Source organism: Streptomyces sp. GMY02, assembly GCF_019056675.1.
In the GTDB taxonomy this organism is placed as follows: Bacteria; Actinomycetota; Actinomycetes; order Streptomycetales; family Streptomycetaceae; genus Streptomyces; species Streptomyces odonnellii.
On sequence record NZ_CP077658.1, the window covers coordinates 3893815 to 3906081 of the forward strand.

Annotated in this window: 8 protein-coding genes and 5 pseudogenes; 3 read left to right on the top strand and 10 right to left on the bottom strand. The window is 65.8% G+C overall.

All coding sequences use genetic code 11. The features are described from left to right. Positions 1–26: 26 nt before the first annotated feature. The 8 genes and pseudogenes from KQY30_RS16365 to KQY30_RS16395 form a co-directional block, all read right to left on the bottom strand. Positions 27–521: a hypothetical protein gene (locus KQY30_RS16365; protein ID WP_217307454.1), complete on the bottom strand. Its 495-nt coding sequence runs from the start codon at positions 519–521 to the stop codon at positions 27–29. Positions 522–739: 218 nt separating this feature from the next. Further along, a complete protein-coding gene (locus tag KQY30_RS16370) occupies positions 740–1327 on the bottom strand; it encodes a hypothetical protein (RefSeq protein WP_217307455.1) in 588 nt (195 codons plus the stop codon). Between the two features lie 179 nt (positions 1328–1506). Further along, positions 1507–1635, bottom strand: a pseudogene (locus KQY30_RS36460) (IS5/IS1182 family transposase); the annotation flags it as partial. A gap of 650 nt (positions 1636–2285) precedes the next feature. Next, a pseudogene (gene cdgB, locus KQY30_RS36465) lies at positions 2286–3218 on the bottom strand (diguanylate cyclase CdgB); the annotation flags it as partial. Between the two features lie 222 nt (positions 3219–3440). Next, a pseudogene (locus KQY30_RS36470) lies at positions 3441–4067 on the bottom strand (caspase domain-containing protein); the annotation flags it as partial. Continuing rightward, complete coding sequence (locus tag KQY30_RS16385) at positions 4051–4482, bottom strand: hypothetical protein (protein ID WP_217307457.1); 432 nt, start codon at positions 4480–4482, stop codon at positions 4051–4053. The gene KQY30_RS16385 and the pseudogene KQY30_RS36470, both read right to left, overlap by 17 nt. 871 nt (positions 4483–5353) lie before the next feature. Next, on the bottom strand, positions 5354–5725 hold the full coding sequence (locus tag KQY30_RS16390; protein ID WP_254407161.1) for a hypothetical protein: 372 nt from the start codon (positions 5723–5725) through the stop codon (positions 5354–5356). Positions 5726–5884: 159 nt separating this feature from the next. After that, the gene (locus KQY30_RS16395; protein WP_254407605.1) at positions 5885–6925 is read right to left on the bottom strand and encodes a DNA gyrase subunit B; all 1041 of its coding nucleotides are present in this window, start codon (positions 6923–6925) and stop codon (positions 5885–5887) included. A 1140-nt stretch (positions 6926–8065) separates the two neighbouring features. Here KQY30_RS16395 and KQY30_RS16400 point away from each other — a divergent pair. Beyond that, entirely contained in the window at positions 8066–9262 is a 1197-nt protein-coding gene (locus KQY30_RS16400; protein ID WP_217307460.1) for a right-handed parallel beta-helix repeat-containing protein, read from the top strand. A gap of 89 nt (positions 9263–9351) precedes the next feature. After that, a pseudogene (locus KQY30_RS16405) lies at positions 9352–10458 on the top strand (polysaccharide lyase family 1 protein); the annotation flags it as partial. Between the two features lie 149 nt (positions 10459–10607). On the opposite strand, the gene KQY30_RS16410 reads toward KQY30_RS16405, so the two are convergent. Beyond that, on the bottom strand, positions 10608–10808 hold the full coding sequence (locus KQY30_RS16410; protein ID WP_254407162.1) for a restriction endonuclease: 201 nt from the start codon (positions 10806–10808) through the stop codon (positions 10608–10610). A gap of 218 nt (positions 10809–11026) precedes the next feature. Here KQY30_RS16410 and KQY30_RS16415 point away from each other — a divergent pair, with 218 nt between their 5' ends. Continuing rightward, positions 11027–11464 (top strand): hypothetical protein, encoded by a 438-nt coding sequence (locus tag KQY30_RS16415; RefSeq protein ID WP_254407163.1) that lies wholly within the window; start codon positions 11027–11029, stop codon positions 11462–11464. A gap of 292 nt (positions 11465–11756) precedes the next feature. Here the strand turns inward: KQY30_RS16415 and KQY30_RS16420 are convergent. Further along, positions 11757–12058: pseudogene (locus KQY30_RS16420) on the bottom strand (transposase); the annotation flags it as partial. Positions 12059–12267 lie beyond the last annotated feature (209 nt).

Here is a 12267-nt window from a genome sequence, read left to right on the forward strand (position 1 = left end):
ACCGGGATGGCTTCGGACGTGATCAGTCAGAAGATGCCGAAGAAGCGATCCGACCAGGTGGGCCGCTCAACGTGCCAGGACAGCCGGCTCGGACCGTCGTAGTCGCACTCCAGCAGTTCCTCGGGAACCACCACATATCCGAGGTCGACCAGTACTCGATTGACCTTGGCGAGATCGGCGGCGTCCAACTCCCCATCGGCTTGGGCCTCGTCCGTACCCAGGAAGGCTCCTGGGTTGTCGGCACAGACGAGAGCCAAGGAGCCGAACTTGCTCACGCAGACGACGATCCGCGTCCCGCACACCGTTGCTTCCGCCGGTACGACGACACGTCCGTACTCACTGGAGTCCTGGGTGTCCTGCTCAGCCGTGCAGCGAACCGCAAAGCGGTCTTCCAGCCGGGCCACCAGGCTCCCGAAAAGAACGGCGTTCTCACCTCGGTCGTAGTGTCGTGGCCATTCCAGCCACTCCGGATCATCGAGCTCACGCAGCAGCGCCAGCAGATCCACTTCGCTCACCGTCACCCGCCCATCCTGACGCAGAACCACACCCGGAACTACACGGAGTGCCGCACGGGAGGCAGCACGTATGCGTGGTGTCAGAGCTCACCTGAGCATCGGCGAGCGGATCGCCTTCCACCGCAGACGCCGCGGCTACACGCAGCAAGTGCTGGCCAGGCTCGTCGACCGTAGCACGGATTATGAAGGAGCTCAGTACACGGACGAATTCTCCGTTCGCTATATCAACCCGGTTGAAAAACCAAGAGGCTGGGCGCCGCCTCGGAGCCTGGTACAACAACGATCGGATCCTGCCGGCCTCGCAGTCTTTCAACTGGCCTTGGCGCGGCAGCTATCCGCCAAATCTGCACGAGGCAGTATTGATCTTTACCGTCCAACTCTTCTTCCTGCCCCAGCGGAATTTCCAGGGTGCGCCACGAAAGTGGGGAGATGAAAGGCCCCCTCTCGCCGTTGAACATCCACTGCCATCGCATTTTGTACAGGCCATGCGAGGGCAGGATCAAAGGGACCTGTTGCACCCCGCCGTCAACGGTATAAATTTCAAGGTCACCTCCGGGAAGTTCCACCTCCACTTCTTCCCGGCCGAACCAATTGGCATCCTTTTCGGGAGGGGGGGTAGACCAGCTCTCCAACCGAACGACCGCCTCAATTACCTGAGATGGCACCTGCAGATAGACCAGGCCGGGGGCGGAGAGTAACCAATGTGCATTATCCGGATCTAGCCCATACGCATCGACAGCTGTATCAACCAACCCAAACAGGCGGTGGCTTGGACTAACCACGGTTTCAAATATGTCCAGCAGCCTGCCCAAGGTGCACCTCTCTCGCATCGACAGTGGAGTCACAAGTAGCATTGTTACCCGAACATTAAAGCGCCCCCACATCTCGGCCGCCTCGAAAGATCGCCGCAAGAATAGATGAGAGGGCCGGCCCGCCCCTCGGACCGGCGCAGAAGTAGACGCTGAGCCCTTTCCAACCTCACGACGACATGGTGAAGGAGGAGAAGGACCAGGACGATGGCCGTGATGCGGTTAGTGCTGCAGCGAAGCTTCCGCAGGAAGCGCCAGAGCTTCAAGGTGGTCATGCCCTGCTCGTCGAGGCAGCGGGCCTTGGCGTACGTGCTCTTGTGTCACCGCTTGAGGCGACGGCCACGGAAAGGCATCCGGATAAACCGTCTGCGCCTTGGTTCGCCCGCGGCCATGTCGACAAAGGCCCGCTGCAGATTACCTATTACTGAGACCTGTTCAGCACCGAATCCCGAGCTTTCGCGGGTCCAGTTGTCACACCGGTGGACTGCTGGAATCCAAGCAGCCAGCTGATGACGGCTCAAGAGCAGTGTTCCGGTCTGGTCCGTCCCCGGTCGTTACGAGCCCTCCAGGGCTGATGCCGGCACCGAGGGTAAAACCGCTGGTCAGTGCCGTCTGACAGCGGCGTCTCGGGCGGATCTTGCAGTGATCCGGTGGTAATGCATCAGCGCAGGTCAGGGCGTTGGGCAATGCACGGCTACGACTGTTGCGGAGTGGTCAGTGGCGCCCGTCAGTTTACGGGTTCGGCCCCTTAGCAGGCGGCTCCGAGCTCGGAGCCGCCTGCTGGGTGGTAGAGCGAACGAGCAGCTGGGTCCATGGCTTCCGACGCCTGCGAGCTTGCGGGGAGAGGCACGATGACATCCAGGAAGTGCTACTCAAGCCGGCCTGCTGCCTGGTCGCCTACCGACGCGTCAGAACATTCTGCTAGCTCCTCTTACGAGGCTGCCACGGTGCCGCCGGGGGCCCTGCGGTCCTCGATGTCCTCGACGTGGGTCAGCAGATAACGGGGACCGTCCACGGTATCCGCGACAACGGAGTTGCGCATGGACACCCAGACGAACGAGCCGTCGCGCCGCTTGAGGCGTAACTCGGCGCGGCCGCCCTCGGCCGAGGTTCGCAGCAGGGTCCCGATGTCCTCGGTGTGCACGAGATCGGAGAACGAGTACCGGCGCATCGCGGACGCGGGTCGGCCGAGCAGCCGGCACAGCGCATCATTGGCCCGCAGGATCCGGCCGTGCTGAGCGCCCCCCATCTCGGCGACGGCCATGCCGCTCGGGGCGTACTCGAACGCCTGCCGGAACGACTCCTCACTCGCCCGCAGAGCCTGCTGCTCCCGCTCCAGGCGCACCAGGGCCCGCTGCATGTTCCCGTGCAGCCGGGCGTTGTTGATGGCGACTGCGGCATGGGCCGCGTAGACCTGAAGCGCCTCCCGGCCCAATGCGCCAGGGCGTATCCCGTTGCGCGGCCGGTCGACCGATATGACACCGAGGAGTTCCCCCTCACCCTCTCTCGGCAGGTACATCGGTGCGAACAGCCGGTCAGCGGGGTGCCATGCGTCCTCGAACGGAAGTACGGGTCCCTCGGGGTGCCAATGCGGTACGTCGTCCTCGTCAAGGACCCAGCCCTCAGTGTGCGGGATGAAACGGAGGGAGTCCCACGCCTCACCCATGGTGAGGCGTCGGTCCCAGGATGCTCGCGAACCCACTCTGCCGGTCATCACGGCATCGGCGGCAGGGCTGCCGGAGAAGGCGGCGACCACGAGGTCACCGTCGGGGCGCACCAGATTGACGGCGACGAGTTGGTACCCGAGTCCCGCGACGACGCCGTCGGCGACGGACTGAAGGGTGTCGGCGAGGCTCCGCGCGGGCGACACCTGGCTGATGAGCTGGTCGAGCAGGCTCCGTAGGCTGGCGAGCCGGACGTACGGCTCCGTCTCGGTGACGGTCGACTCGGCGTGGTCCCCGGCGGTCGCCTGTGCCGCGGTCCAGTTGTCCCAGCCGCGCTGCGAGGTCGCGGCCATGGGCCGGAAAGCCGTGTTGCGGAGGAAGGGCGCTTTGCCCAGGCTGTCACGGCAGAGCCGGTGCGGCTCGGGCAGGGCCTTCAGACCGAGTTCCACCCGCAGCCGCTGGTAGATCGTGTCCAGATCGAGGAATTCGCCGCCCTCCAAAACACCGTCCTTGATGAGTCTGATCAGTTCGCCCGTGAACGCGGTGAACCGCTCACCGGGCGGGGACACCGCGACCGCGTTCTCGGCGGCGGCAGCGAGCAGATAGGTGCCCTCGACCTCCAGCTCGGCCCCGGCGGACTGGGCGCCGAAGGTGCGCGCGCTGTAGCAGCAGTCGGCGATGAGGATCCGCCGGGCGGCGGGGCTGTGCTCGATCGACCGGCGGATCCATTCGTAGGGGACGGCCGTGTCGTGCACGGACATCCTGTCGCTGTCCCCGACGGCCAGGTGCAGTTGGCCCGTCCTCGGTTCGATCAGCCCGTGCCCCGCGTAATACACCAGCAGGGTGTCCTTGGCGGCTTCCGCCGCCTCCGCCACGGACTTGGAGAGCTGCCGCGGCGTCTGTGGATCGAGCACCAGATGGCAGTTCTCCGGGGGAAGTCCCCAGATGTCCTGCTGCGCGAAGAGATCCGCGAGGGTCTTCACTCCGCTCGCGACGGCAGGCAGATCATCGAGCATCTCGAAGGCACCGACTCCTATGAGCACCGCGCGTGAGGTCGCGGGGTCAGGTGGGTTCGCCACGCCCGTCCCCTTGCTCGTCGGTCCGGTCCTCCCGACTGCCGGTCCGGTCGCCTCGACTGTCGGTCCTACCGTCAGTCAGGGACTCCAGCAGGCGCCGCGTCTCGTCGTGCGAGGAGTCGGAGATGGTGACCCTGGCGCCGTCGGGGCGTTCCACCGTGACGACCGGCTGCCCTGACCGTGTCGCGCGCCAAGAGGCCAGGGACAGCGCGAGCGAGGCGGCGCTGAAGCCGCTACTCACCACTAGCGAGATCAGGTCGATCACATCGCCCTGTGCTCCCGCCCGGAGCGACCGTGCCGTGTCGAGTACGGGTCGCGCGTGGCGACGGGCCGCAGGCTCCGCGAGCAGCCACGCGTGAAGTGACCGCAGCTCGCCCTCTGCCGTATCGTCGTCGCCCAAGCCGACGCGCAGTCTCACCCACGCCCCCCCTTCATTTCCCACCCGCCCACGAGGGTGGGCGGGACAGCTTAGGGCCCATGGCACGGAGCACGACATTCCGGTGATCAAGGGAACGGGAACAGGCAACGGGAATTATGAACAGCGCGCCTCAACTGGCGGTCTGACACCGTTGCGAGCCCTCCAGGGCTGATGACGACCACCGTGGAGGACCGGACGGCCGCCGGTCCCTCGGCTCCTCATCAGCCCAGGAAGATCCTCATCCGGTCCAAGACCGGCCGACCCCCTCGGCATGCCTCTCGCAAGCGTCCGCTCCACGCGGCGCCTTACGGGAGCCGCATGCCACTACGTGCCATTGCCAGGGGTAAACAGCGGTCACTACGGGCCCTGTTCGACCGCAGGCCAGGAGCACATCCGCACTACGTTTTCGCTGGTCAGAGCCATGCATGGGGATCACGTGCTCGGTGATTCCCAAGCTCAGAGCGCGAGTTCGATTCTCGTCACCCGCTCCACGTGAAAGCCCCAGGTCAGCGACCTGGGGTTGTTTTGCTGTACAGACCTATAAGGGCTGTCCGCGCCCTCCACGTGCCCGCAGGAAATTCGCAGGCCGAACGTTCACTGCCGCACAACAAGGTGGTGCGGCAGCGAGCACGTCCCACATTCCGAGACGGCATTGATGTGACCCGCGTGACTCCAAGGGAAGCACTTCGTTTCATACGCAAAGCGTGTGTCACTAAACCACCGACGCGCAGTCGGCGCCCCTTGCTTCCGCTGGAGGCCGTGAGGGCGAAGTCGTCTACATACAACGGGAGGAGGAACGACTTCTGGTGTCGGCGTTACCCGAGCCCGCGTCGAGCAACGGCCGATCAGCTGAACCGAGACGGACCAACCCTCACCGAACGCTTCCGAGGCCGCCGAAGACTCGCACAATCCACTGATCCACCCTCGCCGCGAAGTCCGCTGCTGATTCGATGTCCGAGGCGGGGAGGGCGCCACCATCGTCGAGGCCATCGAAGAAGTCCACATCGGCCCAGCCACCGCGAAACAGAACTACTGACAGCAAAGCCTCCGCTGAACCGGAGGTGATCAATCCGAGCGGATCGGGATCATTCACCCGAGCCCAGTCGGTCTCCAAAGGCTGGGGCCACTCAGCCTCCCAATCCCTCCAGGTCATCTCTCCCACCGCAAGGCCGGCTGATCTCCAGCGCGCGGCTCGCTCCGCCAGCACGGCAGCCGCCGCGTCGAGATCAACAACTCTGTCCACAAGGGGATCCCCCTCATGGACAAACCCTGGGAGCCCCGGGCATCCGACCATCAGATCGCGCGCACGAGCAGCCCATCGTTCCTGCTTCTCAGCAACACTTCCAGGGCTGCACCTACGGACTCGATCCCCAATCCGCCAACAACCGTTCCCGCTTGTGACCTATGCAGCCACCCCGAGGATTCGGTTGACGATCTCTGCGGCCTGTTCCGGGTGTTCCTTGAGCCAGTTGCCGAGGTGTTCCCGCACGGCCTCCTCGACGCAGTCCCGCACGTCGGTGTTGCCCAGCTGCTCGCGTGTGGAGCCGAGGAATTCGGGTTGGTCGAGTCTCACGGACACGACTGCCGTGAGACCTTCGCTGATCTGGTCGGCGCGGGGATCGGGGTCCGCTGCTGCTAGCAGTCCCTGCTCCCGCGCATACCCGATGACCGCGGTTGCTACTCCGTCACGGAAGCCATCCACGTGCGTGCCGCCCTGGGAGGTGGCCCGACTGTTGGCGAAACTGCGCAGCCGCTCCTCGTGAGCGTCGCTCCACAGCAGGGCCACCTCCATCGTCCCCGCGATGCGCGGGTCCTGCCGCTCGAATCCGATGACGTCTGGATGGAGGAACGGCCCGGTCTCCGCGTTGAGGGCGGCCACGAAATCCCTTACCCCGTCCGGGAACCGGAAGCTCACCGCCCTCGGGCCGGCCACGGGGCGTTCATCGGTCAGCGAGATCTCAAGGCCCCGGTTGAGGAAGGCAACCTGCCGGAAGCGCTCCGCCAGGACAGCGAACGAGCATCGCGTCGTCGTGAAGATCTCGGTGTCGGGCCAGAACGCGATGGTCGTACCGCTACCGGTCGCCAACCCCACGGCGGTGGGCGGGGCGACCGGGACTCCGCGCGCGTATTCCCGAACCACCCGGCCGGCCCCCGCGCCCTGCGCCTCGGCCGTCAGCCGGCTCGACAGGGCGTTGACGACGAAAAGCCCCGCGCTGAAGTAACTTATGGCCCCGATGCACCAGCCTGCGGGCTGGGGCCCGGCAGGCATGCGGGTCAGCAGCGCTTCGAGATCCGGGCGGTCGGCGTCCCCGGTGGCGTCGAAGGGAACCCCCGGCCCGTCGTCGGCCACCCGCACGCAGCCGTCGAGCGTGAGCGTGACGTCGACGCAGCCTCCGCCCCCTGACAGAACCTGGTTCACCGCCCGGCCGACGACCTCGAACACCAAGCCGTGCAGTCCGCGTTCGCCGGTCGAACCGATCCACATCCCGGGCCACTTCCGAACGGCTTCCCGCCCCTGAAGCACCTCGATCCGGGCAGCGTCGTACCCTGTGCCGTCCCCACTCACAAAGGCCCCTCCCATCGCGTCCAGTAGACCTCCCCAGCCTAGGCGGAATCAAAGAAAACACCAGGTCAGGGCCACTTCGCCGAAGTCGCAGCCCGGCGGGTGAGGACGTGCCCGGCAGCAGGTGGCCCAGCCGCCACGCACCACGCCCAAAACGTGTCAACAGGCCCGCCAAAGCCGCGTACGACCCCGTTCCGGACGCCTCTCATGCCCCCAAATCAGTTACGCAGCAAGTCATCAGGGAAGTCCGATCACGGCACACCTTGCCGCAGCCCCTCGCCCAGATTGAGCAACCCGTCAATGCAGCTTTCACCGGGTCAACTTCATCTGCGGCAGTCGACCCGACCGTGCCATAACGTGCCAGTCAGAGCGGTAAACAGCGGTCACCAGCAGTACCGACAAGGCAACCCCAAGCTGCTCTCGGATCGACTGTTTCAGCAGCTCAGAGGGCCTTCCGACAGTCGGAAGCCGGGTGATTCCCAAGCTCAGAGCGCGAGTTCGATTCTCGTCACCCGCTCCATGACAAACCCCCAGGTCAAAGACCCGGGCCGTCCTCATAGCGAATACCGCCGAACCGCCATGACGTCCGCACCCGGCTGTGGAGCGGCCTCCTCGTCGGCGGCACCCGCGCCCTGACCACCGCCGGCCGCTGGGCCGAAGCGCTCGTCCATGTCGGGACGCACCGCGGCGTGGGCCCGGAGCGGCGCCGCTTGGAGCGGACGCCGCCACACCGCCGCTGACAGGGACGGCCAGGGCCCTCGCGCGCGGGCTCCAGATCCGGACAGGACCTAGCTAGGCGCGCGACCTCCATCCCGTTCACGTTATTGGATAGGAATCATGTACAGGGCCGCGCACATGTCCACTAAGCACCTTTATGCCCCTTAAGCGTTCAGGATACTGAACAAGAATCATGTACACAGTCATTGACGTGTCCATGGAGCATCCCTACCGTTCCTGACCAAGCGCCTTCTCCGGTACCTCCACTGAGTCCTGACCAGACCCAACCCACCTGGAGACACGATGCAAGTGAAGCCCCTCATGGCGTGCGTCAGCCTGCTGACCGGCACGCTCTTCACCCTCCCCGGCACCACCGCACAGGCTGTACCCGCACCTCACGAGGCGTCGGCCGCCGCCGCCGCGCTGTACGTGTCGCCGAACGGCACCGACAGCGCGGCGGGCACGCAGTCCGCCCCGACGACCCTCACCTCGGCGATCGCAAGGATCACACCCGGCGGAACGATCTACTTGCGGGGCGGCACGTACCGTTACTCGCAGACCGTCACCATCCCGCAGGGCGCCGATGGCACCTCGGGCGACCGCACCGAACTGACCGCCTATCCGGGCGAGACTCCGGTGCTGAACTTCGCGGCGCAGTCGGAGAGTTCGTCGAACCGCGGGCTCGCCGTCAACGGGTCGTACTGGCACGTCAAGGGAATCGTCGTCGAGCGCGCCGGGGACAACGGAATCTTCGTCGGCGGCAGTGGCAACGTGTTCGAGCGCACGGTGACGCGCTTCAACCGCGACACCGGGTTGCAGCTCTCGCGAATCGCATCCGACACTCCCCGCGACCAGTGGCCGTCCAACAACCTCATCCTGAGCGCGGAGTCGCACGACAACGCCGACTCCGACGGTGAGGACGCCGACGGCTTCGCCGCCAAGCTCACCTCCGGACCCGGCAATGTCTTCCGCTACGCCGTGTCCCACAACAACATCGACGATGGCTGGGACCTCTACACCAAGCCGGATACCGGCGCGATCGGCGCGGTGACCATCGAGGACTCCCTCGCCTACGAGAACGGCACCCTCTCAGACGGCACCCAGAACTCCAGCGGTGACCGCAACGGCTACAAGCTCGGCGGCGAGGACATCAAGGTCAATCACGTCGTTCGCCGCAGCATCGCCTACGACAACGGCAAGCACGGATTCACGTACAACCGAAACCCGGGCAGCATGACGATCTCGGACAACGTCAGCATCGACAACGCCGAGCGCAACTTCTCGTACGACGCCGGTACCTCGGTCTTCCGCGGCAACGTCTCCTGCCGCGACGACGACGGGTCCAACGACAAAACCGTGGGCGACGCCGACGGATCGAACCAGTTCTGGACCGGCTCGAACGGATCGCGGTGTTCCGCGTACGCCGGGGCGCTGGGCTGGTCCTTCGCCGCGGACGGCCGCCTCGCGGTGACCTTCGGCGGCGACCAGGTCACACCGTAACCGGCTTTCTCCGCAGGGCATGTCCCGGCGCAACGACAACGACAGCGACAACGACAACACCCGTGTACGAGAAGGAAGTTGAGGCGAAGATGAGGCGAGGACGATCAGTCGCACTGCGACTCCACGCTGCGCTGGCCACGATGGCTCTCGCGGCCGTGACCGGTGTGGTTCTGTCCATGCCCGAGGCATCGGCGGCGACCGGCGGTGTCACCGGCTACGCGACCCAGAACGGTGGGACCACCGGCGGTACGGGCGGACAGACGGTGCGGGCCACCACGGGGACCGCGATCCACGCGGCCCTGTGCGGCCGGGCCAGCAGCAGCACCCCGATCACCATCGAGGTGCAGGGGACGATCAACCACGGCAACACCAGCAAGGTGTCGGGCGACAGTTGCAACACCGCCGCCGGCGTGATCGAGCTCAAAGAAATCAGCAACGTGACGCTCATCGGTGTCGGCAGTGGAGCCGTCTTCGACCAACTGGGCATCCACATCCGCAAGTCCAGCAACATCATCATCCAGAACGTGACCGTCCGGAACGTCAAGAAGTCCGGCTCGCCCACGTCCAACGGCGGTGACGCCATCGGCATGGAGAGCGACGTCCATAACATCTGGGTCGATCACGTCACCCTGGAGGCATCGGGTGGGGAGTCGGAGGGGTACGACGGCCTCTTCGACCTGAAGGACAACACCCGGTACGTGACCCTCTCCTACAGCACGCTGCGCAACTCCGGCCGCGGTGGCCTCGTCGGGTCCAGCGAGAGCGAACTCTCGAACAGCTTCATCACGTACCACCACAACCTGTACGAGAACATCGACTCCCGCACACCGTTGCTGCGCGGCGGCGTGGCCCACATCTACAACAACCACTACGTGAAGCTCAACGAGTCCGGCATCAACTCCCGGGCCGGGGCCCGCGCCAAGGTGGACAACAACTACTTCAAGGACTCCAAGGACGTCCTGGGCACCTTCTACACCGACGCGGCCGGGTACTGGCAGGTCAGCGGCAACATTCTCGACAACGTGACCTGGTCCAGCCCCAGTAGCGAGAACAACCCCGCGGGGCCCGACCTGAAGTCCAACACCACGGTCAGCATCCCCTACACCTACAGTCTCGACGCGGCCGGCTGCGTGCCGAACATCGTGGCCCGGACGGCAGGTGCCAACAAGGGGCTGCAGGTGTCGGACGGCAACTGCTAGGTGTATCGATCACGAGCGTTGTCGACGCTCGTCGGGTCTCGAACATGGCGAAGACCTCTGTGCGGCGGGAGCTGTCCCATGTCCCAGCACCCGCCCACGGAGGTCTTCGCCCTTGATCACGACCTCCACGTCAACAACGCTCACGATCAGTACGCCGGCGAACCGAACGCGGAGCCCTGGATGGAGAGGTCGACCAGCGATATCTGGAGGGCGAGCGCGTACTCCTGGGCATCCCGGCTGAAGCCGGACGTGGAGAAGATGGCATAGCTGTAGCGATAGCGCGTCCGGGGCCGGCTCGGCCCGACGCCGCGAATCGACGTGATCACGTTCTCGTTGACGTCGTGCACCACTCCGTGCCCGTTGCGAACGGTCGGAAGCGCTGGGCGAGTACCCGTCGCTCGGGATCCGCTCCTGGTTACTGCGGCCTCCAGCCTTGTCACCCCGCGCCGGCACAACTGGGAACGCGGGGTGCACACCGGCAGCGTGCCGGCGGTGCGGCTGGTATATCGGCCTGTGCCGGATACGGCGGTGCCGCCCAGAGGGCTCAACCGTTAGGCTCCGCCCGGTGAACGACGACAGTCAACGCATGGCGAACTTCCGCGTCCACGTCGTACCCGCCGTGCTGGCACTGGCCAATCCGCCGTGGCAGCAGGACGTGTGGCTCGACCGGTCCACATCCGAGAACCTGGACCACATCTTCCACACCCTGTTCGACGACTTCTGCGACGCCGACAACCCCGAGCGATACCTCGGAACCAGCCTGCGGACCGAGGAAGAGGTCTCCCTCATGCGGCAACTCGGAGCCGCGCTCAACGCCGCGGGCGACGAGGCTCCGAACGACACCACTGAGGAATACCTCCGCGCCGACAACTGGCCGGAGGTCGTGGCCATCGCCGGACGTCTCGCACACGTCATGGTCACGAACGACCTGAGCGAACTCGTCACACTCCACGAGGTACTTCGCGAGGCCAGGAAGGGCGGCGCGTCACCTCTCGCGTGCTGACCGCGACCGTCCCCGAACCGTCGCCAGAGCGGATCCTACGGGGATCCTGACACCCCGGCTGCTTCCCGCACGCACCCCCTGCCCTGCGCGACGCCTCTGCGGATACTCCGCGCCACTGTGTGCCATTCAGCAGGGTAAACAGCGGTCAGCACGGTCCCCGTCCGACCGCTGGCCAAGAGCACATCCGCGCTTCGTTTTCTCCGGTCGGAGGCACTACTCGCGGTCAAGCGCCGGTTGATTCCCAAGCTCAGAGCGCGAGTTCGATTCTCGTCACCCGCTCCACGAAGGCCGGTGGACGTCCGCCGTGCTGCCGAGCCGTTTGCGGTTCGCGGCCTGGTCGGCGGGCTGGGGGATCACCGCCCGGATCCCGCGCCGGCGCAGGCGGGTACGGATCGCCCGGGACGAGTACGTCTTGTCCGCGAGGACCACGTCGGGTGTCGTCCGGGGCCGCCCGGTCGGTCGTGGAACCCGTATCCGTGCCATGACCTGTGTGAATGCGGGTGCGTCACCGGCCTGGCCGGGGGTGATGACGAACGCGAGAGGGCGGCAGTTGCCGTCGGCGGCGAGGTGGATCTTCGTGGTCAGCCCACCGCGGGGGTGTGGCGTGCCCTCCGCGTGCCCCATCTGGCGGAGGAGGCAGATCTGGCGCACTTGCCCGACACTCAAAAGGACGCGTGCTTGCCGTCCTCGCGTTCCTCGCGGGTCATGTGACGCGGGCAGGCGGGTGCATCGTCCTGTTGGCGCAGCACCGACCTCATCTTCACCTCGCGAGAGATCAGGCCGATTGCCGGGGTGGACGGGCC

Coding starts and splice junctions, on each gene's coding strand:
- KQY30_RS16400 (WP_217307460.1), top strand. CDS start 8,066: ATGCAAGTGAAGCCCCTCATGGCGTGCGTCAGCCTGCTGACCGGCACG.